Genomic DNA, 22,616 nt, shown 5'->3' with positions numbered 1-22,616 from the left:
ACCGGGATCCAAGCCGGCGTCCGGGCCCGTGGTGCGCGTCAGGCTCCAGAGGCGTCGGCGCTGCACAATGGCACAACTTCGTGGAATTTGCCGCTGGCGGTGAATGCGGGAAGCGCTTTGCTTTCCCGTACTGCAACGTCCTCCACGCCATTATCGCGAAACACCTGTTTCACCGCACCGATGACCTCTTGAAAAACATCCCCCGCCGCCGCGTCGGCCAGCTGTATGCGCACTTCGAAATCCTTCTCGTCGGTCTGAACCAGCTGGATACGCCGGGCGCGTTCGTGCTCAAGGTCAAACACCAGCGGCGACAGCGTCACGTCGCCCACGCGGATGAGCGTCGCCTGGCGTCCCTCCACCTCGAAACTGCGAAACGGCGACCCACAGGGGCAGGGGGCCGTATGGAACCGAACACAGTCGCCCAGATCATATCGGATGAAGGGCTGAACCTCGTTGGCGAGCACCGTCAGCAGCACGGTCTCGGACAAGGTACCATCGGGAACGGGCCGCATCGCCGCATCGACCGCCTCAAGGATGACCCAATCTTCGTTCACGTGCTTGCGCCCATGGCTGCACTCGAACGACAGCGCCAGGCATTCGGTGCTGCCATAGGGGTCGGAAATGCCGTATTTCAGCGAGGGAAAGGCCAGCGCGACCCGCGCGCGCAGATCGTCCGTCAGCGTCTCGCCACCCGTGGTGAAAAGCGCAGGCGCGATCCGCAGCTGCCCGGCCTCCTTTTCGCGCACGAGGATGGCCAGCATGCTGGGGTAGGTCACGATCCAGGCGACATTCGGGATTGCATTCAGTTTTTCAACGAGCCGATCGATCGGCTGTTCGGCCTCGATGAAGGTCAGGCCCAACCCCCGCGCCAGGGCCGGATACAGCCGTTGCACCAGCTTGTTGAACCCGTTTCCGGCGAAGTGGCCGTTGCCACCGGTGATCGTCACCCTCGGCCCGAGCTTGCGAACCTCGCGGATGAGCGTCCAATGGTACCGCTCAAAGCGCGCCAGCATGATGCCATAGGCATATTCCACGAAGGATGAGGACAGGACGATAACCGCGGGTTCGCCCGATGTTCCGGAGGTCTGGAAAACGGCAACTTCGTCGATCGGGACGCCAACCTTGTCGATATTCCGCAGATGTTCGCGGGCCCTTTCGAGGGGAAGGGAACGTATCGTCAGCCAGTCGTCGAACTCCGCCATGAGATCGGGTTTGCGGGTCACCGGCAGATCGCTCAGTGCGACCTCGTTCGAGGGTGGAAGATCTGCGTAGAGCCGATGAAACAAAGGGGACTCGCGCCGCGCCTTTTCCACGAGACGCCGCAGGTTGCGGAGCTGCTTGGCCTCGATGCGTTTCCGTCCGCCCCAGGCCGTCCAGAGCCCGCCGACGAAGTAGCCCAATGCCCTGGGAAGGCTGAAATGCATATCTGCTGGCACTGCCTGTTCCTTGTGTCCGACGGCGAAAACCGCGTTGTCTGGAGCCTACACCAAAGCGTTCCGCGTTCATTGACCTCCGTCAATGCGCGCTAGGGGCGGCCCCGGCTGGCCTGATGCCGGTGAACAACCAATTCCGGCTTGACGCAGGGTAAATTTGGACACAGTGTCCAACAATAGGACACTAATTGAGTCAACCTGGGGGTATTGGTGACAGCGGTGCGCGGCATTTTCCGCGTATGGAGCAGGCTGTCGCGATCTTCGCCCCTGTAAGCTGACCGGTCCGTTTATGTTTCTGGGAGGAGACCATGAAGACACTTAAATCCAAAATTGGTGGTTCGCTTGCGGCGATGGCATTGGCGACCGGATTGTCCGGACCGGCGGCCGCGCAAGACGACACCTTTAAAATCGGCGTGATTACATTCCTGTCCGGCCAGGCGGCAGAAAGCTTTGGTGTGCCCGCCTGGAACGGCGGCAAGCTGTTGGTCGATATGCTGAACGAGGGCGGCAAACTGCCCGCGCCTTACGACCAGAAAGGCTTTGGCGGCATGAACATCGAGGTTGTCGTCGTGGACGAAGCCGGCGGTGCCACCAAGCAGGTTCAGGAGTTCCGCAACCTCGTGCAGCGTGAAGAAGTGGACGCTGTCGTGGGCTATGTGTCCTCGGGCGATTGCCTGGCTATTCCGCCCGTCGCGGATGAGCTGAAAGCCTTCACGATCCTCTATGATTGCGGCACGCCGCGGGTTTTTGAGGATGGCAGCTATGAATATGTGTTCCGCACGGCTGCCCACGCCACGATGGATAACGTCAGCCTTGCCCGTTACCTGAAATCGCGCAACTTCGATGTGCCAAGCTTTGCCGGCCTGAACCAGGACTACGCCTGGGGTCAGGACAGCTGGGCTGACTTTACCGGCGCAATGAAGCAGATCTATCCGGATGCCGAGGTGAAAACGGCGCTATTCCCGAAATTCGGCGCGGGTCAGTACGGCACCGAGATTTCGGCGCTTCTGCGTGAAAAGCCTGCATTGGTGCATTCCTCGAACTGGGGCGGAGACCTGCAAGGCTTCCTCATCCAGGCAACGGCGCGCGGACTGCACAAGCGGGCCCAGCTTGCGCTCGCGGCGGGTGACCACGTGATCCCGCAGCTTCAGAACAAGATGCCCGATGGCATTTTCCTCGGTGCGCGCGGCGTGAACGGTCTGGCCGCCCATGCACGCGGCGGCGAGTTGAAGGAACTGACCGACACGATGTGGGACGCCTATGAGGCCGAATACGATACCTTCCCGGTTCAGGCGCCCTTCCGGATGTGGCAGGCGCTTTTCGGTCTGAAAACCGGCATTGAAAAGGCGATGGCCGAGAATGGCGGCAACAAGCCGACCAGCGAAGAGCTGGCCGCCGCCATGAAAGGGCTGTCCTGGGATGCCCCGTCGGGCCGCATCGAAATGGCGCTTGCCGGCGGTCATCAAGCGATCCAGCCCAACGCCATCGGTACGACGAAGTGGAACGCCGACGCGGGCAAGATGGAGCTGGTGGACGTGGAATACTACGACGCCCGCTGCGTGAACCCGCCGGATGGCATGAAGTCCCAAGAGTGGATCGCACAGGGTTTCCCTGGCGCGCAGTGCGACTGAGCCACTGAAACTGAAACCGCCCGCCGCAGCCCCGCGGCGGGCCGTCATTTCATGAAAAACGCACGGACACCCGACCCATGGATCTTGCGGCAACCATCCTTGTCGATGGACTGATTTACGCTGGCTGGCTGTTTATCGTCTCCGTCGGCCTGACGCTCGTCTTCGGCGTGCTGAATATTCTCAACATTGCGCATGGCAGCCTCTATGCGATCGGCGCCTATGCATCCGCCTCACTCGTCGGGGCCTATTTCGCCTCTGGGGGCGAGGTGTTTCCCTACGGCAGCTATGCGGCCCTGATCCTTGCCGCTGTGCTGGTTGCCCTCGTCCTCGGCCCCCTGCTGGAGCGGGGTCTCCTGCGGTTCTTCTACGGCCGCGACGAGGTGCTGAACGTTCTGGTGACTTATGCGGTCTTTCTGATCCTTGAGGACGTGATGAAGCTGATCTGGGGCGTGAACCCCTATTTCGTATATGAGCCCTATACGCTCTTGGGCGATGTCGAGATCGGGCCGCTGTTCTACGTCGGCTATGACTTCGCGGTGATCGCCGCGGCCATTATCGTGGGTCTGGCGGTGTGGTTGACGCTCAATCGCACGCAGATCGGCAAGGTCGTCCTCGCAGTGATCCACGACTCCGAGATGAGCCAGACCATGGGTGTGAACGTTCAGCGCATCTATCTTGGGGCCTTCACGGCAGGCGCGTTTCTGGCGGCTCTGGGGGGCGCGCTGACCGCGCCGATGATTTCGGTGACACCCGGTCTGGGGGTCAACGTTATCATCGTGGCCTTTGCGGTTGTCATCATCGGAGGCCTGGGCTCCGTGCCTGGCGCCGCCATCGGCGCGTTGATGGTGGGTATCAGCCGGGCGGCATCCGTGCACCTGCTGCCCGAGGCCGAGCTGTTCATCATCTACTTCGTGATGGCCATCGTCCTGCTGTTCCGGCCCGAGGGGCTGTTCGCTAAAACCCAGGCGAGGAAAATCTGATGCAGTCCAATCTTATCATCAGCGCCATCGTCGCCCTTGCCGTTCTGGCCGCAGGTTCGGTGGTCTTGCCCGACTGGGCAATGTTCCTTTGCGCCATGGCCCTGGCCAAAGGGCTGGTTTGCCTCGGTATCGTCGGGATGATGCGGGGCGGCGTGGTTTCATTCGGACAGGGGCTTTATTATTGCCTTGGTGCCTACACGGCGACCCTTGTCGCCAACAATTTCGGGGTGTCCGATATCTTCCTGCTGACCTTGCTCAGCGCCGCGATCTGCCTGCTGGTCGGGATCGCTTTCGGGCCGTTATTGTCCAATTACCGAGGTATTTTTTTCGCGATGCTGTCACTGGCCCTGTCGATGGTGCTATACGGTTCACTTTCCAAGATGAGCTTTATCGGGGGGACCGACGGGCTGAATATCGCGGCACCGACGTTCCTGGGCTGGGCCCCGGAAGGCCGCCCGTTGCAAACAGCGCTTTACCTCTACGTGGTGGTCATCGTGGTCATCGCCGGTACGTTGATGCGCGTTTATTTTGACAGTGAGCGCGGATTGCTCACGCTTGCGACCCGGGACAATGAACTCAGGGTAGAATATCTTGGGGCGTCGGTGCGAAACATCATGACGTACAACTATGTCTTTGGCGCCGTCCTTGGCGGCGTTGGCGGCACCATTGCGGCGCTCGCGCTGGGCCATGTGGACCCGGAACTCGCCTTCTGGACCACGTCGGGCGAATTCGTCTTTGTCGCCATTCTCGCGGGATACCTCTCCGTGCCAGCGGTCTTTGTCGCGGCGATCATTCTTGAACTCGTCCGGTCGTTCTCCAACCTCTACTTTCCCAACACATGGCAACTGGCGCTCGGGATATTCCTGCTTGCGGTGATCGTCGTGCTGCCCAACGGATTGGGATCCCTTGTCAGCCGTCCGAAAGGAAACAAGGCATGAGCAACGTTGTTCTCGAGGTTCGTGACGTCCAGAAGTCTTTTGGGGCGGTCACTGCTGCCAAAGATATCTCGGTAACGGTGCCCGAAGGCGCGGTCTATTCGCTGATCGGGACCAATGGGGCGGGCAAGACCACTTTCGTCAACATGGTGACGGGCTATATCAGGCCCGACGCAGGCACCATCAACTTTGGTGGCCGAAATATCATCGGCATGGCCCCGCGGCAGATCACCCGCATGGGCATCCATCGCTCTTTTCAGATCGCGCAGCTGTGCAACGAACTGACCGTAGAGGAAAACATGCTGGTGGCCGACGCCATCCACGGTCCCAAGGGGCCATCGTTTCTGCGGCAGGCGCACGACCGGGACGCGCGCGAACGGGCCATCGCGACGCTGGAACGCTTCAATATCGCTGAGCATCGTGACCGGTTGATCCCGGAACTGTCGGGCGGTGTCAAGAAGCTGCTCGATATTGCCATGGCCATGGCGGGGGACACGCAGCTCATGCTGCTGGATGAGCCAACCTCCGGGGTCGCGGCGGACGAGAAATTTCCGATCATGGATCTGGTGATGGAGGCGCTCCGATCGGCTGGCGTGACCGTCATTTTCGTCGAGCACGACATGGACATCGTGACACGTTACTCCGAACGCGTGCTGGCGTTCTATGACGGACGGATCATCGCGGACGATGCACCGGACGAAGTCTTGTCAGATCCTGAAGTGCAACGCTATGTGACGGGGGCGCCCGCATGACCTTGAAGCTTGAAAACGTAGAAGTAAGCATCCAGGCCGCGCCGATCCTGCGTGGTGTCAGTCTGGAGGTTGGTACCGGCGAACGCATGGGGCTTGTCGGGCGAAACGGGGCAGGCAAGACCACGGTCATGCGCACTATCACGGGGCTGGCCAACCTGGCAGCGGGCAGGGTGCTGTGGAATGGTGAGGACATCTCGAACATGCCGCCACGCCAACGTGCGCAACTGGGGTTTGGCTATATGCCGGAAGACCGTCGTTTGGTGCCTGATCTCACTGTTGAGGAGAACATGCTTTTGCCCGCGTGGGTGAACAAGGAGATCGACGGTCAGAAAGGTCTGGCGTTTGTCTATAATCTGATGCCCGAATTGACCGAGATGGCGCCGCGCAAGGCGCTGCTTCTTTCCGGTGGGCAGCAGAAGATGGTGGCGCTCGGTCGGGCGTTGATCGCCGGTCGAAAACTACTGCTCCTTGATGAGCCTTTCGAGGGTGTCGCCCCCGCTTTGGCCAAGCGCATTTCGGAAGTCATCACGTCCTTGAAAGGGGAGGGGCTCTCCGTCCTCATAGCACAGTCGGAACTCAGCCATTCGCTCCAGCTTCTTCAACGGGAGAGCGTCATTGAGCGCGGTGAGATCATCAAGGTGAATGTCATCGATCAAACACTGGCAGAGACGTCATAAGGATGCCTATAGCCGCACCTATCCCAATCAGTCATCGGTATTCGCGTCATCGCGCGCAGTGATAGGTCACTCATGCCACTCAAACCGAAAACATTGCGTGTCAAACATGCCTACGAACAGGTATCCAGCGAAATCGAAGCGCAGATTCTCAGCGGCTCGATCAAGCCGGGCGACCGGCTTCCTGGAGAGGTCGAGATGGCAAGCATGTTCAACGTCAACCGCTCCACCGTCCGCGAGGGGATACGTCGGCTGGAGAGCGAAGGCTTCGTGCGCCGGGTTTCGCCGCGCAAAATGGTGGTCAGCATCCCGCATATGGCAGAGCTTTCCTCCCGGCAGACCCGGGCGCTCAGCATGCTGGATGTCACCTTCGACGAATTATGGAGTGTCGCGATTGCGACTGAACCGCTTGCCGCGGAACTGGCCGCACGCCATGCGGATGCAGATGACATCGCCGAACTGGACAGGATACAGCGCGATCTCATGGCCGCTGAGGGGCAGGGGGATGCCTCTGTCGAGATCGATACGGCCTTTCACTCGCGTGTCGCTGCGGCCAGCAAGAACCGGGTGCTGCAGCTTGCACGTGAGCCCATCGGTTTCCTCCTTTACAGCGGAATCGACGCGCTGATCCCCAAACTTCCGCAGGCGATGTCACGTCAGGTGGTTGCGCATCATCACGTTATCGAGGCGATCCGCGCCAGGGATGCCGAAACAGCGCGCGATTGGATGACGCGGCACATCGACGACTTCAAGAGAGGTTATATTCTCGCAGGCCTGCCGCTGGACAAACCCATCGCGGGTGCGGCCGGTCGGCTGGTCGAACAAAGCCAGGTGCAATGAGATTTGTTCAAACCTGCGCAAAAGGTAAAGGATTTCGGGCTGGATCGAAACGAAGGGGACCTGCTGTATGACTACGCAAATGCGATTGCGCCGTGAGCTCCACTATGGTGACCGGGTGGTCGATTGCTACGCGGAACGTCCGCGCAATGTGCACGGGCTCCTGCAAGAGGCAGTAACACACCATCCAGATAATGAAGCTCTGATCTGCGACGACACTCGGATGACTTATGCACAGTTTGACGAGGAGGTCGGGCGGGTTGCCGCAGGTCTGGCCGCGCAGGGCGTGGCACAGGGCGACAGGGTGGCGATGCTGCTTGGGAACGGCGTGCCGTTCGTTGTGTTGACATTTGCCGCCGCCCGTTTGGGCGCGGTCACCGTCCCGCTGAGCATCCGAGACCAGATGCCCGGCATTCGGCACGCGCTTTTGAACTCGGACGCCATCGCATTGGTGGTGGAAGCTGAATTCGCCGATTTGGTGCCACGACCGGACGAAACCCCAAATCTCAAGCGGCGTATTTCAGTCGGGCAGGCCGAGGGCTTTGCCGATTACGAAGACCTGCGTCGGTCTGACCCGCTGACAAAACCCGTCGATGTCTCAGAAGACGAGGTCGCGACCATTCTCTATACCTCAGGCACAACCGGCGTACCCAAGGGCGCGATGCTGACGGGCCTAGGGATCGTTCACTCTGCGACGAATTTCGTTACCACGATGCAGTTGGGTCCAAGCGACAAAACCATTGTCGTGGTGCCGATGAACCACGTGACTGGGCTTGTCGCGGGAATTCACACTCTGGTGCGTGCCGGGGGCACCATTACGGTGATGCGCGAGTTCAAGGCCGCCAAGTTTCTCGACTGTGCGGAACGAGAGGGGATGACCTGTTCCCTTATGGTGCCTGCGATGTACAACCTTTGCCTGCATCAGGCCGATCTGAGCGACTATGATCTGTCGGCATGGCGGGTCGGCGGATACGGCGGTGCGCCCATGCCCGCCGCGACGATCGAACGGCTAGCCAGTGCATTGCCGGGTCTGGGACTGATGAACGCCTATGGGGCGACGGAACTGACCTCGCCGGCGACGGTGATGCCTGCGGATCAGACGGCGGCGCGGCGGCTTTCGGTCGGACGCCCCGTGCCCGGGGCCGAGATCTGTGTCATGGACGAGGACGGGCGCGAGGCGCCTGCAGGCGAGGATGGAGAGCTCTGGATCAGGGGCGCAATGGTGGTGCCGGGGTACTGGCGCAACCCCGAGGCGGACGCACGCGAATTTGTATCCGGGTTCTGGAAATCCGGGGATATCGGGGCGGTGGACGCGGAAGGTTTCGTCTATGTGCATGACCGGAAAAAGGACATGGTCAACCGCGGCGGACACAAGATTTTCACCGCGCAGGTGGAAAGCGTGCTGACCGCATGCCCCGGCGTGATCGAGGCCGCCGTGGTCGCCAAGCCCTGTCCCATTCTGGGCGAGCGTGTGCATGCCGTTCTGTCGGTTAAGCCGGGACAGGCCGACGAGGCGGCAGTGGCCGCGGCATGCGCGGCTCAACTGGCCGACTACCAATGCCCGGAAAGCTACACCCTGCTTGAGACGTCTTTGCCCCGCAACGCCAACGGCAAGATCCTCAAACGTCAGATCAAGGAAGACCTGGGCTTTGCGGACCCGTGATCGTGCGTCTTGTCAGTGAAGCCAGAAACCTGAAACCAACCGGCCGGACGTATCGCTCGGCGCAAAAGAACGGGATTGATCCGAATGAGTAAACTGCTGCAACGAGAGGGGGTATCGGCCCGGGCGCTCGAAATTTCCGACAAGGTCGAACGCTTCGTCCGCGAGACTGTCGTTCCCTTTGAGCGCGATCCGCGCCTTGGCGGCCATGGCCCGTCAGAGGACTTGGCGGACGAGATGAAGGCTCTGGCGCGCGAGGCGGGGGTCATGACCCCGCACATCCTCGACGATGGCGGGCATCTGACACAGCGCGAAACCGCCGCCGTTCTGATGCGTTCGGGCCTTTCGCCGCTGGGGCCCTTGGCCTGCCACACCTGCGCCCCGGACGAAGGCAACATGTACCTTTTGGGCAAGGTCGCCTCGCCGGAGTTGAAAGAGCGATTTCTGACCAGAATGGTAGATGGGAGCATGCGCACCGCCTTTTTCATGACCGAGCCCGCCGAGGACGGCGGCGCGGGCTCCGATCCTTCAATGATGTTGACCACTTGCCAAATGGACGGCAATCACTGGGTGGTGAACGGTCGCAAGACCTATATCACCGGCGCGGATGGCGCGGGGATGGGGATCATCATGGCCAAATCCGATGATGGTGCCTGCATGTTCCTTGTCGATCTGCCCGACCCCGCGATCCGGATCGATCGGGTGATGGATACCATCGACAGCTCCATGCCCGGCGGTCATGCCGTGATCACCATCGACAACCTGCGCATTCCCGCCACCCAGATGCTGGGCGAGTCCGGCGAGGGGTTCAAATACGCGCAGGTCCGCCTTGCGCCGGCGCGGCTGAGCCATTGCATGCGCTGGCTGGGGGCCTGCGTCCGCGCCCATGAGATCGCGACAGATTACGCCAACCGGCGCATGGCCTTTGGCAAGCAGCTGATCGACCACGAAGGCGTGGGTTTCATGCTGGCTGAGAACCTCATGGACCTCAAACAGGCCGAACTGATGATCTACTGGTGTGCGGATGTTCTTGACAGCGGCGCGCAGGGCGGGCCGGAAAGCTCGATGGCCAAGGTCGCGGTGTCCGAGGCGCTGATGCGCGTGGCGGACCGCTGTGTGCAGTGCATGGGCGGGCAGGGCGTCACGGCCGACACCATCGTCGAACAGGTATTCCGCGAAATCCGCGCGTTCAGGATCTACGACGGCCCGACCGAGGTTCACAAATGGAGCCTTGCCAAGAAGATCAAGCGGGACTGGAAATCAGAGCACGCGGGATGACATCCTCTGCCGTCAGCGCTGCAGCCAATACCGGAACCACGCCCGTGCGCGAGGGTTTCGGCTTTGACGTGGCGGCTCTGACAAAGTGGATGGAGACACATGTCGCAGGGTTCAAGGGGCCCTTGTCCGTGCGCCAGTTCAAGGGTGGGCAGTCAAACCCCACCTACCAACTCGCGACGCCGGGAAAGACCTACGTGTTGCGCCGCAAGCCGACAGGCGCGTTGGCCAAGGGCGCGCACGCCGTCGACCGCGAGGCCCGCGTACTAACCGCTCTTTCCCGCGTCGATTTCCCGGTCGCCAAGGTGCATGGGCTCTGTACCGACGAAAGCGTCATCGGCAGCTGGTTCTACGTCATGGACATGGTGGAGGGACGTATTTTCTGGAACGCGACCTTTCCGGAGGTACCTGCCGAAGAGCGGCCCGCGTATTTCTCGGCGATGAACCAGACACTGGCACGGCTCCACCAGATCGACCCCGAATCTGTCGGGCTGGGCGATTACGGCCGTGCGGGCAATTACTTTGAGCGGCAGATCAGCCGGTGGAGCCGTTCCTATCTGGCGGATACCGATGCCGGGCGCGATCCTGGCATGGACAAGCTGGTCGACTGGCTTCCCTCGGCGATCCCCGAAACCACGCAAACCCGGATCGTCCACGGTGACTATCGCTGTGACAACCTGATCTTTCATCCCTTCGAGCCGCGCGTGATTGCGGTTATGGACTGGGAGCTTTCGACGCTGGGGTGCCCGCTTGCGGATTTCACCTATCACGCGATGATGTACCGGATGCCGCCCGAGATCGTCGCCGGGCTCGGGAACGTAGATCCTGCCCGCCTGAACATCCCGACCGAGGTCGACTACGTTGCGCAGTACTGCGCTGCGACGGGCCGCAGGTCGATTCCGGATTACCCTTTCTACGTCGCGTTCAATTTCTTTCGGCTGGCGGCCATCTTTCACGGGATCAAGGGCCGTGTGATCCGTGGTCAGGCGGCCTCGGCCCATTCGATGGCCCGGGTGCAGCACTTCCCAAAACTGGTCAGACTGGCGGTGGACGCCGCGGAGGAATGCTTATGACCGAACCCGTTCTTCTTGATGTCACCGACTGTTCGGCACGAATGGCTGGACCTCTACATATTTGAAAGCATCGAGGAGGTGCAGCAGAGTGCCACCCAGTGGTTCTGGGCTTACAACAACGAGCGCCCCAACATGGGTAACGGCGGGATAACCCCCGCCCAGAAACTGAGATTGGCCGCGCAAATTCTGCGACCAAGCCCCCGCAAATATGGGGGATTACTCCGCCTGTCCGTGGCCTCGATGATGGATTTGGCGGCTATATTTATTTCAACTAGCTAAAATGCCGCTGTGTGCAGCATATGTGCATCCCGGGATCGCATCGCGTCGCGCTTTGGCGAACGTTTCGCCGTTGCAAGGGGCAAGCATCAAGTGGCTTGTTATCACCATAGACTCTGAACCAGGCACACAGACACGTTCCTTACGGACTGTCTGTCGCCTCGCGCGTTTGAAGCCATCTCACAACGGAAGCACGCTTGGCATCCATGTGATGAAGCAGGGTTGATGCCAATTTTGGGCCATCCTTCGCTACGAGATACTCCAATATCTTTTCATGCTCTTGCACCGCATCATACCATCGCCCTTCCGTCATGTTCGCCAGATAGCGTGCCCGTTGCATGCGTAACGACAGCGCCTGACAGGAGGTGGTCAAAGTCTTGTTTCTGGCAGCAAGCAGAATGGCGCGATGGATCTTCTGATTGATGCTGAAATAGGTATTCAGGTCCCGGTTCCGGTAACTTTGCATCATTTGGTCGTGCAGGGCACGCACCTCTTCGATTTCGGTGTCGGTGATGTGCTTGCAGGCCAGTTCGCCAGACAAAGCTTCCAGCGCGCCAAGGACGGGAAAAACCTCTTCAACTTCCTGTTTCGTGACCTGAGTGACCCACGCCCCGCGGTTAGGTTCAAGCCGGACCAATCCATCTGAGGCGAGAACCTTCAGGGCCTCTCTGAGCGGGGTCCGGGAGACGCCAAACTTATCACACAAGAGTTTTTCAGGTACTTTGCTGCCCGGTTCCAGTTCCGCATTGATAATCAGTGTCTGAAGACGGTCCACCAACTCGTGATGCAACGACTTACGCGTGATTGTTTGGTCTTGTGTCGCTCGCATCATTGGGGGCTTTACCTCACCTTTGCAGGGCCAGTTCAAGAAGGCGCGCAACGTGGATTGGTTTGCGCGCGGTCGTATCGGCCACTTGGTGGCGACAGGATGTTCCATCTGCAACGATCAATGTATCTTCTGCCGCTTTCCTGACCGCGGGTGCCAGATCCAGCTCCGCCATTTTGCGCGAAACTTCGTGGGTCTCCACGCCGTATCCAAATGCGCCAGCCATGCCACAGCAGCTTGTCTCGACCACTTCGACCTCAGTATCAGGCAGCCGAGAAAGTGTTTTCTCGATGCTGGACATCACACCCATCGCCTTTTGATGGCAGTGGCCATGCAACAGGACCTTGGGGGCCGGGGAGGTCAGTGGAAGCTCGAAATCCGGGTTGTCCTCCTGATCGGCGATGTATTCCTCCAACATACGCGCATGCTGGGCGAGTAGCTCTGTGTCCTTGCCGGGCAGCAGCGCGGGGATTTCATCGCGCAGGGTCAGCAGGCAGCTGGGTTCCAGTCCGATAATCGGGACTCCTTTTTGCGCATAGGGCAGCAGGGCATCGACCAGCCGCTGCGCCTCTTGCTTTGCCTCATCCACCAGACCTGCAGACAGGAACGTGCGGCCGCAGCACAATGGCCGCTCGCCTTTGGGCGCTGCAGCCAGGTGAATAGGGACATTTGCCGCCTCAAGAACCTTGACGGTCGCGCGCAGGTTTTCCGGCTCAAAGTACCGATTGAAACTGTCAGCGAACAGGACCGCCTTGGGAGAGGCCGCTTGCACGACTTCCGCGTCCTTGAAGGGTCGTGCGCTCCATCGTGGCAGGTCCCGTGTCGCTGTGAATCCGGTGACCTTCTCGGTCAGTTTGGCAAGACCCGGCAGGCTGTTGCGCAGGTTTGCCACGAAAGACAGTCGCGAAGCCCAGGGGGCATAGCGCGGCAAATAGGCGACCAGCCGGTCGTGCAGGCTGATCCCCTTCTTCCTGGCCCGTGCGGATTGCACCTCGATTTTCATCCGGGCCATGTCAACTCCGGTGGGGCATTCACGCTTGCAGCCTTTGCAGGAGACACAGAGTTTCATCGTGTCGGCCATCTGATCCGATGTCAGCGCATCTGGCCCCAATTGTCCCGATATGGCCAACCGCAAGGTATTTGCGCGTCCGCGGGTCAGATCCTGTTCCTTTCGGGTCACCCGGAACGACGGACACATCACACCGCCCTTGAGTTTGCGACATGCGCCGTTGTTGTTGCACATCTCGACGGCGCCCTGAAACCCACCTCCGTTGCCTGGCCATTCAGACCAGTCGAGGCCTGTCTGGAAATCCGGCACGCGATAGGCAGGGCCATAGCGAAACAGGCTGCGGTCGTCCATTTTGGGGGCGTCGACGATCTTGCCGGGGTTGAAAAGTCCTTTGGGGTCAAAGCGCTTTTTCACCTCGCCAAAGCTGGCAACCATGCGCGCGCCAAACATCTTTTCGTGGAATTCTGACCGAACCAGTCCATCGCCATGCTCGCCCGAGTGCGAACCCTTATATTTTGCAACGAGATCAAAGCATTCCTCGGCAATCGCGCGCATCTTCTTGACGTCCTGATCAAGCTTGAGGTTCAGAACAGGACGCACGTGAAGACATCCGACCGACGCATGCGCATACCATGTGCCGCGCGTGCCATGTTTCTCGAAAATATCCGTAAGGCCGGCGGTGTATGCGGCGAGGTCGGGCAATTCGACGGCACAGTCTTCTACAAAGGACACGGGTTTGCCTTCGGACTTCATCGACATCATGATGTTCAGGCCGGAACTGCGCAGATCAGCGATGCGCGCTTGCATCTTGGGGTCGGGCACAGCGGTCACGCCGCCCCAGCCCTTGCCGCTGCCGGACCATGAAAACCCAAGATCGCCCATCATTTCTTCAAGCTGCTTGAGCTTCTGAACATGCAGGCTCTGGTCCTCTTCGGCGAACTCGACCAGAAGGAGGGCGTCGGGCTTGCCTGTCACGAATTCTTCGATGGTCTCGCGGAACATCGGGATGTCGCGGGCCAGTGCGATCATCGTGGCATCGACCAATTCAACACCCTGAGGGTTCAGCGTAACCAGATGCTGGGCGGCATCCATCGCTTGATGGAAGGTAGGGAAGTGACAGACACCCAGAACTTTCTCGGAGAGGATCGGCCAGAGTTTCAGCTCAATCGCTGTGGAATAGGCCAGCGTCCCTTCTGAGCCTACAAGAAGATGGGCAAGGTTGTTGTTCGTATTCTTGGGCACCAAAGCGTCAATATTGTACCCGCCCACGCGGCGCATGACTTTCGGGAATCGCGCGTCAATCTCGGTGGCTTCGCGTGCACCCAGCTTGAGCAGATCCTCGGTCAGCGCTGCCAAGCCAGGGGAGGGGGCCGCATCGACAGGCCCAAAGTGATGTTTGCTGCCATCAGCCAGAAAGGCGTCAATGGACAAAACGTTGTCGCGCATCATGCCGTAACGCAGGGATTTGCCCCCGCAGGAGTTGTTCCCCGTCATACCTCCGATGGTCGCGCGAGAGGCTGTCGAGACATCGACCGGAAACCACAGGCCATGCGGTTTCAGAGCGCGGTTCAAGTCGTCAAGCACAATGCCAGGCCGCACGACGCATCTTTGGCCTTCGACGTCCAGCTCAAGAATATTATTGAAATACTGTGTGTTATCCAGAACGAACGCTTCGTTCACAGTCTGGCCGCATTGCGAAGTCCCGCCGCCACGCGCCAGGAGGGGCACGCCTTGTTCGCCCGCGATGTCTATGGCCGCGCTGATGTCATCTTCTGATTTCGGCGACAGAACGGCAAGCGGCATCATCTGGTAAAGCGACGCATCCGTCGCATAGCGACCCCGTGAAAAGCTGTCGAACATGACATCACCCTGAACGCGTTTCTTCAGGGCTTCGGCGAACTGAGGCATGTCCTATCCACTGTTTTTGTTGGGTGTGAGTGCGATTATTTCAATTGACTTAATTATGAATTCAAAATTACGCTGGGGCAACCGAAAAGCAAAAGTGCAATGCGACGGCAGCTGCCCTGGTCGACATTGAGCACTTAGGACAAGGGACGGAGTGTCATGAGAAAAGCTGGCCGCCATTTTCTGCAAATTCCCGGGCCAAGCGCCGTACCCGACCGCATTCTGAGCGCGATAGGGCAGCAAACCATCGATCATCGTGGTCCTGATTTCGCAAAGGTGGGCTTGCGGGCGTTGGATGGTCTGAAGACGATTTTCAAGACGAAGGAGAACGTGTTCATCTACCCAGCCTCTGGCACAGGTGCTTGGGAGGCTGCGCTAGTCAACACTCTTTCACCCGGGGACCGGGTCTTGATGTTTGAAACGGGTCACTTTGCGACCATGTGGAAAAAGTTGGCCGAAAAGTTGGGGCTGCAGGCTGAATTCATTGAAGGCGATTGGCGGGGCGGGGCGGAGCCAGGCAAGATCGAAGCCTATCTGGCCGAAGACAGAGAACACCAGATCAAGGCGGTCTGCGTCGTGCATAACGAGACCTCGACCGGCTCTGTGTCGCCCATCGCGGCCGTACGCAAGGCCATCGACAATGCGGGTCATCCTGCACTGTTCATGGTGGATACGATCTCCGGTCTGGCCTCGTTGGACTACCGGCACGATGAATGGGGTGTGGATGTCACGGTGTCCGGCTCGCAAAAGGGCCTGATGCTGCCACCGGGCCTGTCGTTCAATGCAGCCAGTGCCAAGGCGTTGGCGGCGAACAAAACGTCAAAGCTGCAAAAGTCCTATTGGGATTGGGCCGACATGGTGGGGCCAAACAAGACCGGCTATTTCCCGTATACGCCCGCCACAAACCTGCTCTACGGCCTGAACGAGGCCGTTGATATGCTGCACGAGGAAGGGTTGGAGAATGTCTTTGCCCGCCATGCGCGCCACGGTGCTGCGGCCCGTGCGGCGGTGCGGACTTGGGGGCTTGAGGTGCTTTGCGCCACTCAAGGTGAGGAAAGCGGAGTGCTGACAGCGGTCAAGCTGCCAGAAGGGCACAGCGCGGATGCCTTCCGTGCGACGACTCTGGAGCATTATGATATATCGTTGGGGAACGGGCTGTCCAAAGTGGCCGACAAGGTCTTTCGTATTGGCCATCTGGGCGACTTCAACGATCTGATGCTGATTGCAACTCTGGGAGGGGTCGAAATGGGTCTCAAAAAGGCGAATGTGCCGCACGAGACGGGCGGGGTCCAAGCGGCGATGGCCCTACTGGACTAGGATCAAAGCCCCTAAAAATTGGGCAATTAATAAGAAGAAACAGTTACAACAGCTAGATCTCTGGGAGGAGAACCTCATGAAAGTAATCGCAAAACTTCTTGCCGCAACAACCGCTATTGGTATGGCCACCAGCGCCTTTGCGGCCGATATGACCATGAAATTCGGACACGTCGGCGCGCCGGGCTCGCTGTTTGAGGCGTCGGTCGACAATTTCGCCGCATGCGTAAACGGCGCGATGGGCGACAAGGTCGAAGTTCAGACCTTCGGCTCATCGCAATTGGGTAAAGACAAGGAACTTCTGCAAAAGCTGAAACTGGGTCAGGTCGATTTCTCGCTGCCCTCCTCGGTGATGTCGTCGGTCGACGATGCCTTCGGTATTTTCGAGATGCCCTATATCATCTCCGACCGTGACCACATGCGCCGGGTCCAGGGCGCAATGATGAATGTGTTTCAGGACGCGGCACACGCAAATGGCTATCACATCGTGGGTTTGGCCGAAAACGGCTTTCGGAACATCACCAACAACGTGCGCCCCATCAACGTGCCGGCCGATCTTGCCGGTATCAAGTTGCGTACACCAAACGGTGTATGGCGCCTGAAGATGTTCCAGGAATACGGCGCCAACCCGACGCCGATGGCCTTTTCCGACGTGTTCACCGCTTTGCAGACCGGCGTGATAGACGGTCAGGAAAACCCTTATGCACAGATCGCTTCGGCCAAGTTTCAGGAAGTTCAAAAGTACCTGTCGGTCACAGGCCATGTCTACACCCCGGCATACATTCTGATGTCGAAGAAGAAATTCGATGGCCTGTCCCCCGAGATGCAGGCAGGTCTGACAGATTGCGCCAACCAGACGCAGGATTTCACCTACGAAAAGGCGGCCGAATTGGAAGCGAGCCTGCTGAAGGTCATTGAAGATGCGGGCGTGGAAGTAAACACAGCCGATAAGGCGGCGTTCATCGAGGCATCCGCGCCGATCTACAAGCAGTTCGCAGATGAAGTCGAAGGCGGTCAGGAAATGATCGACACCGTCCTCGGTCTTGGCAAGTCCGGCTGATTATCGGCTGTGCGGCGGACATCACCCGCCGCACGTTTCTTCTTTAAAAAATAAAAAGGTGCTCCCTCCGGCCGATAACGTGCACGGGCGGGATGTGCGCTATCCAACAGGTCAGTCGGCATGGAAAATGAAGCCTACCCAACGCTGTCACGGATCAACCGTGCGCTGAGCAGGGTTCTAGAATGGATCACCATCAGCCTGATGGTCCTTCTGACGCTGGTCGTCACGGTGGCGGTTCTGGCGCGGCTTATGGGGCAAAGTTTTTCCTGGTATGACGAGGTTGCCGCGATCATGCTGGCGTGGATTACCTATTATGGCTCGGCCCTTGCGGCCCTGCATCGGCGTCACATCGGCTTTGACACTGTTCTGCTTGCCCTGCCGGCAAAACTCCGCGTTGCGGCTTTGTTGCTGGGCGAAGTCATTGTCCTGATCTTCTTCTTTCTGATGGCGCGCGCCGGTCTTCAGGTGCTTGAGGTTCTCGCTGGTGACACGCTGATCTCGCTCACATGGGTGCCCATTCAGTTTACTCAATCCGTCATTCCGATCGGCGCCATCCTTTTCATGATCTGTCAAATCCTGAGCCTTCCCGGATACCTCAAACTCACCGCTGCGGGCATTTCGCTTGAGCATGCCGAGATTGAGGAAGAGGTCGAAGCCGAACTCGAAAAGAACAAGGATCGCGTCTAATGTTGATGGCCACCATATTCGCGTCGATGCTGATCATGATCTGCATCAACATCCCGATTGCTGTCGCCTTGGCCATGTGCGGTGTCCTCGGTCTGCTCTTCACCGAAGGGCCGGACAGTCTCGTGACGATCGCGTTGGACATGTACGACGGTTCGACCAAGTTTTCCCTCATTGCGATCCCGATGTTCGTGCTGGCGGGGGCCATCATGAACGCGGGCGGGATCACTGACCGGCTGATCAATTTCGTCACCGCGATCATCGGGTTCATCCGTGGCGGACTCGCCATGGTCAACATCGGGGTCTCGCTGTTCTTCGCGGAAATCTCGGGCTCTGCCGTGGCAGATGTGGCGGCAATGGGGTCGATCCTCATCCCGCAAATGAAAAAGCGCGGTTATAGCAAAGAATTCTCCGCCGCTGTCACGTCATCCTCCGCGTCACTTGCCATCATTATTCCCCCTTCGATCCCAATGATCCTCTATGCCGCCTCGGCCAATACATCGGTTGAGCAGTTGTTCGTCGCGGGCGTCGTGCCGGGCCTTTTGGGGGCAGGGGGCCTGATGCTGGTGGCCTACCTTTTTGCCAAGCGGTACGATTTCCCCACCGAAGAAGCTTTCCGTCTCTCCCGCCTTCGCGAGACGTTCATCGACGCGCTGCCCGCCTTCACGCTGCCGGTGATCATCCTGGGCGGGATTTTTGGCGGCTATGTCACCGCGACCGAGGCGGCAGGGCTTGCAGTCTTGGCCTCCCTTGTTGTCTCTGCATGGTACGGGAACCTCGACTTCGGTCACCTGCGCCGCGCGATGCTGGATGGCGGGATCCAGACGGCGGTTGTCATGCTGCTTGTGGCGGCATCGGTGCTGATGGGCGGGTTCCTGACCCGGGCGCAAATTCCACAACAATTGGCCGAAAGCATCCTGTCGATCACCACCCAGCAATGGGCGATCCTGCTGATCCTCAATTTCTTTTTCCTGGTCATCGGGTTCTTTTTGCATTCTGCCGCAGCCATCATTCTGGTGATCCCGATCGTGATCCCGTTGATCACAGCCGCTGGCATTGATCCGGTGCATTTCGGGCTGGTGGTCACCCTCAATCTTGCAATCGGGCAGCAAACGCCGCCTGTGGCATCGGTCCTGATTACCGCCTGTTCGGTGGCACGTGCCAACATCTGGGAAGTGTCCAAGGTGAATATCTGGTTCGTCGGCGTGCTGCTGGCGGTCTTGATGCTGTGTACCTACGTGCCGTCGGTACCGATGTTCCTTGTGGAGTATTTTTACAGATGAATGACCAACCCGCCGAAATCACGGACGCTTTGCGCGATGGTATCCTGTGGATCACCTTCCAGCGGCCTCAAGCCCGCAATGCGCTGACCTTTGGCATGTACGAACGGCTCGCCCAACTGTGCAGTGAGATGCCCACCGACGGGTCCGTCCGCGCAGTGGTGATCTCTGGCGCAGGGGGCAAGGCCTTTGCGGCAGGGACCGACATGACGCAGTTTCGCGCCTTTGATAAACCGCAGGACGCGCTGGATTATGAACACCAGATCGATGCTGTTCTGGAGGCTGTTGAGCGCTGTCCTGTGCCGACCATCGCCGCGATAAACGGGGCCTGCACGGGAGGCGGAGGCTCCATTGCTGCGGCCTGCGATATTCGGATTGCCTCGGCCAGCTTGAAGTTCGGGTTTCCAATCGCCCGCACCTTGGGCAATTGCCTGGCGGCCGGAAACCTTGCGCGCCTGTCCGAATTGATCGGCGCCGGACGGGTCCGCGAGATCATCTTTACCGCGCGGCTGATCGAGGCGGATGAGGCGCTCGGCGTGGGGCTGGTGAGCGAAGTCCTCGAAGATGAAGACGCCATGATGAAACGCGCCGCCGAACTGGCCGACAGGGTCGGCGGGATGGCGCCCTTGACCCTGCGCGCGACCAAGGAAGCGCTGCGTCGCAATCGGGCCGCGTCGAAAGTCGAAGATTCCGATCTGATCGTGTCCTGCTACATGAGCGATGATTTCCGCATCGGCATGGAAGCGTTCCTGGCAAAGAAGAAACCGGTATGGACGGGCAAGTGAGCACGAAGTCGGGGCCGCTCACAGGTATGCGTGTCATTGAGCTGGCCCATATCATGGCTGGGCCGGTCTGCGGGCTGATGCTGGCCGATATGGGCGCGGATGTCATAAAGGTGGAAAAACCCACCGGCGATGACAGCAGGCGCTTCGTGCCGCCCGAGATTGGTGGCGAAGCAGCGGCCTACATGATGATGAACCGAAACAAACGCGGCATCTCGCTCAATCTGAAAGACCCGCTGGCCGTCGACATCTTGCGCAAGCTTCTGGCTAATGCTGATGTTGTGATCGAGAATTACCGCAAAGGGACGATGGAAAAGTTGGGGCTGTCCTACGAGGATTTGGCAGCGGTCAATCCGCGACTGATCTACTGCGAAATCTCAGGCTTTGGCCGCACCGGCCCCTACGCGGAGCGCGGGGGGTTTGACCTGATCGCCCAAGGTATGTCTGGTTTGATGTCGATCACGGGCGAGGGACCGGGCCGTCCCCCAGTCAAAGTCGCCGCGCCTATTTCTGACATCAATGCTGGAATTTTGGGGGCGATGGGCGTGTCTGCAGCCTATGCGAACATGCTGCAGACCGGGCTGGGCCAAAAGGTCGACACGTCGTTGTTCGAAGCGGCCATCGTGCAGACCTATTGGCAGTCTGCAATCGCTTTTGCGACCGGTGAAAAACCTGAACCCCTTGGGTCTGCGCATCCTCTCAACGCGCCCTATCAAGCGTTTCAGACCAGCAATGGGTGGATCAACGTAGGGGCCGCGAACCAAAGCAACTGGCTTCGCTTTCTCGATGTGATTTCAGCCCCTGAGCTGAACGACGATCCGAGGTTCTCGTCCAATGCAGACCGCGCCCGCAACCTGCCTGCACTGATCGAGATCCTGAACGGATATCTGATGCAGGATACAACCGAGAATTGGCTAGACCGCATGGAAGAGGCGCAGCTTCCCGCCGGACCGGTCAATGATATCCTGCAAATGCATGCGGATCCACAGGCCCGCGCCCGTGAGATGATTGTAGAAGTGGATCATGCGACCGTAGGTAAGGTTGAAACGATTGGCCATCCGGTGAAGTTCAGCCGCACACCTGCAAGCGTAGATCATGCCGCCCCTCTATTGGGTCAACACAGTCGAGAAGTTTTGGCCGAGATGGGCTATGAAACTGCGCAGATTGAGGCGCTCATCCAGTCTCGAACTGTTATTGCTTCATAAGCGACACACCAAGCGAAAAGCCCTATGGCCTTGATGCCTGGCACCGTGAATTTCACCTCTTGAAACGATCCCGAGAAAGGACGATTCCGATGACCCTCACCTTGCAGCAGGCACAAACCATCATCAGTGATTGCCTTGAATGGCGCAGAAACAACGGTCTGAAACCTCTCACTATCGCTGTGCTGGACAGTGGCGGCTACCTTTTGGCGCTGGCGCGTGAGGACAAAACCAGCAACCTCAGACCAGAGATCGCACAGGGCAAGGCGCGTGGCGCTGTTTCTATGGGGCTTGGGTCGCGGGCTTTGTATGAAAGAGCAAAGGTCGAACCGTTCTTCATCCAAGCAATGAATGCCTTGTCGGAAGGGTCGTTGGTGCCTGTGGCGGGCGGCGTTCTGATAAAGCAAGATGGTGTCATTCTTGGCGCGGTTGGCATTACGGGTGACAATTCCGACAATGATGAGGCCTGTGCGATCGCAGCGATCGAGAAAGCCGGATTTGTTGCGGATGGTGGTTGACAGGTTCCGCGACGGGTACGCTGAAGTGATATACTGACAAAAATCTTTGCATTGTTACCATCAAGACGATCAGAAAATGAGAGTGCTAAAGATGGCTCATTCAGCAATAGTCCAAACGCTTGATGAACAAGAGCAATTCAAGGCAGCGTGAAACCCATCCCGGATACACTCTGGAAACGCCGCGAGACCGTCCAATAAAACGGACCATTTCTATTTTTCGTCGCGCCAGCGAAAACCAATTGAGTGTTCTCTATCCGAGAATTCGCCGGGTTGTGCAGGAATGTCAGCATTTGCGTCTGGCCTTGTCACTTCCAGCTTTGTCGCTGGAGGATTACGAACAGTTTGCCCCTGGATTAACAGGTCAGCGGTACGCGAACACATGCCTTGAGCAAAACAATTGTGTGCGACCATCAAAGACTTCTGAGAATCCTAGTATCTGGCTTCTTGTGACGTTCAAAACAATTGATTTAGGGCCAACCCTCCCGATTGCCGCCGTTAGCTTGTATTTGC

19 protein-coding genes and 1 pseudogene are annotated in these 22,616 nt (G+C 58.9%); 17 read left to right on the top strand and 3 right to left on the bottom strand.

From position 1 onward, the window contains the following. Positions 1–38: 38 nt before the first annotated feature. Positions 39–1,436, bottom strand: a complete 1,398-nt coding sequence (locus tag ACXYMO_RS03715; protein ID WP_458877305.1) for a phenylacetate--CoA ligase family protein — start codon at positions 1,434–1,436, stop codon at positions 39–41. Between the two features lie 305 nt (positions 1,437–1,741). Between ACXYMO_RS03715 and ACXYMO_RS03710 the strand changes: the two genes are divergently transcribed. From ACXYMO_RS03710 to ACXYMO_RS03665, 10 genes and pseudogenes are all read left to right on the top strand, one after another. Beyond that, positions 1,742–3,064 (top strand): ABC transporter substrate-binding protein, encoded by a 1,323-nt coding sequence (locus ACXYMO_RS03710; RefSeq protein WP_458877304.1) that lies wholly within the window; start codon positions 1,742–1,744, stop codon positions 3,062–3,064. A 77-nt stretch (positions 3,065–3,141) separates the two neighbouring features. Continuing rightward, complete coding sequence (locus ACXYMO_RS03705; protein ID WP_458877303.1) at positions 3,142–4,044, top strand: branched-chain amino acid ABC transporter permease; 903 nt, start codon at positions 3,142–3,144, stop codon at positions 4,042–4,044. Then, entirely contained in the window at positions 4,044–4,982 is a 939-nt protein-coding gene (locus ACXYMO_RS03700; protein ID WP_458877302.1) for a branched-chain amino acid ABC transporter permease, read from the top strand. The genes ACXYMO_RS03705 and ACXYMO_RS03700 overlap by 1 nt, the downstream gene beginning before the upstream one ends. After that, positions 4,979–5,731, top strand: a complete 753-nt coding sequence (locus ACXYMO_RS03695; RefSeq protein ID WP_458877301.1) for an ABC transporter ATP-binding protein — start codon at positions 4,979–4,981, stop codon at positions 5,729–5,731. Before ACXYMO_RS03700 ends, ACXYMO_RS03695 begins: the two co-directional genes overlap by 4 nt. Then, positions 5,728–6,408: an ABC transporter ATP-binding protein gene (locus tag ACXYMO_RS03690; protein WP_458877300.1), complete on the top strand. Its 681-nt coding sequence runs from the start codon at positions 5,728–5,730 to the stop codon at positions 6,406–6,408. Before ACXYMO_RS03695 ends, ACXYMO_RS03690 begins: the two co-directional genes overlap by 4 nt. Before the next feature lie 72 nt (positions 6,409–6,480). After that, on the top strand, positions 6,481–7,245 hold the full coding sequence (locus tag ACXYMO_RS03685; protein ID WP_458877299.1) for a FadR/GntR family transcriptional regulator: 765 nt from the start codon (positions 6,481–6,483) through the stop codon (positions 7,243–7,245). Between the two features lie 79 nt (positions 7,246–7,324). After that, positions 7,325–8,905: a class I adenylate-forming enzyme family protein gene (locus tag ACXYMO_RS03680; protein ID WP_458877298.1), complete on the top strand. Its 1,581-nt coding sequence runs from the start codon at positions 7,325–7,327 to the stop codon at positions 8,903–8,905. Between the two features lie 84 nt (positions 8,906–8,989). Then, on the top strand, positions 8,990–10,180 hold the full coding sequence (locus tag ACXYMO_RS03675) for an acyl-CoA dehydrogenase family protein (RefSeq protein ID WP_458877297.1): 1,191 nt from the start codon (positions 8,990–8,992) through the stop codon (positions 10,178–10,180). Then, positions 10,177–11,250 (top strand): phosphotransferase, encoded by a 1,074-nt coding sequence (locus ACXYMO_RS03670; RefSeq protein ID WP_458877296.1) that lies wholly within the window; start codon positions 10,177–10,179, stop codon positions 11,248–11,250. Before ACXYMO_RS03675 ends, ACXYMO_RS03670 begins: the two co-directional genes overlap by 4 nt. A 27-nt stretch (positions 11,251–11,277) precedes the next feature. Further along, positions 11,278–11,430, top strand: a pseudogene (locus tag ACXYMO_RS03665) (integrase core domain-containing protein); the annotation flags it as partial. 238 nt (positions 11,431–11,668) lie between these two features. Here the strand turns inward: ACXYMO_RS03665 and ACXYMO_RS03660 are convergent. Beyond that, positions 11,669–12,358, bottom strand: coding sequence for a GntR family transcriptional regulator (locus ACXYMO_RS03660; RefSeq protein WP_458877295.1), 690 nt, complete (start codon positions 12,356–12,358; stop codon positions 11,669–11,671). A 13-nt stretch (positions 12,359–12,371) separates the two neighbouring features. Then, positions 12,372–15,269, bottom strand: coding sequence for an FAD-binding and (Fe-S)-binding domain-containing protein (locus ACXYMO_RS03655; RefSeq protein ID WP_458877294.1), 2,898 nt, complete (start codon positions 15,267–15,269; stop codon positions 12,372–12,374). 156 nt (positions 15,270–15,425) lie between these two features. On the opposite strand from ACXYMO_RS03655, the gene ACXYMO_RS03650 reads away from it, so the two are divergent. From ACXYMO_RS03650 to ACXYMO_RS03620, 7 genes are all read left to right on the top strand, one after another. Continuing rightward, the gene (locus ACXYMO_RS03650; protein ID WP_458877293.1) at positions 15,426–16,583 is read left to right on the top strand and encodes a pyridoxal-phosphate-dependent aminotransferase family protein; all 1,158 of its coding nucleotides are present in this window, start codon (positions 15,426–15,428) and stop codon (positions 16,581–16,583) included. A gap of 76 nt (positions 16,584–16,659) precedes the next feature. Continuing rightward, positions 16,660–17,640 (top strand): TRAP transporter substrate-binding protein, encoded by a 981-nt coding sequence (locus tag ACXYMO_RS03645; protein WP_458877292.1) that lies wholly within the window; start codon positions 16,660–16,662, stop codon positions 17,638–17,640. Positions 17,641–17,760: 120 nt separating this feature from the next. Next, the gene (locus ACXYMO_RS03640; protein ID WP_458877291.1) at positions 17,761–18,327 is read left to right on the top strand and encodes a TRAP transporter small permease; all 567 of its coding nucleotides are present in this window, start codon (positions 17,761–17,763) and stop codon (positions 18,325–18,327) included. Further along, positions 18,327–19,607 carry a TRAP transporter large permease gene (locus ACXYMO_RS03635; protein ID WP_458877290.1) on the top strand — a complete coding sequence of 427 codons (1,281 nt, stop codon included), beginning with the start codon at positions 18,327–18,329 and terminating at the stop codon, positions 19,605–19,607. Before ACXYMO_RS03640 ends, ACXYMO_RS03635 begins: the two co-directional genes overlap by 1 nt. After that, complete coding sequence (locus ACXYMO_RS03630) at positions 19,604–20,389, top strand: enoyl-CoA hydratase/isomerase family protein (RefSeq protein WP_458877289.1); 786 nt, start codon at positions 19,604–19,606, stop codon at positions 20,387–20,389. Before ACXYMO_RS03635 ends, ACXYMO_RS03630 begins: the two co-directional genes overlap by 4 nt. Further along, a complete protein-coding gene (locus tag ACXYMO_RS03625) occupies positions 20,374–21,591 on the top strand; it encodes a CaiB/BaiF CoA transferase family protein (protein WP_458877288.1) in 1,218 nt (405 codons plus the stop codon). Before ACXYMO_RS03630 ends, ACXYMO_RS03625 begins: the two co-directional genes overlap by 16 nt. An 89-nt stretch (positions 21,592–21,680) precedes the next feature. After that, a complete protein-coding gene (locus tag ACXYMO_RS03620; RefSeq protein WP_458877287.1) occupies positions 21,681–22,106 on the top strand; it encodes a GlcG/HbpS family heme-binding protein in 426 nt (141 codons plus the stop codon). Positions 22,107–22,616 lie beyond the last annotated feature (510 nt).

This window comes from Arenibacterium sp. CAU 1754 (assembly GCF_054482635.1).
The sequence above is the reverse complement of the archived record's forward strand: the minus strand, read 5'-3'. Positions and strand labels throughout refer to the sequence as shown.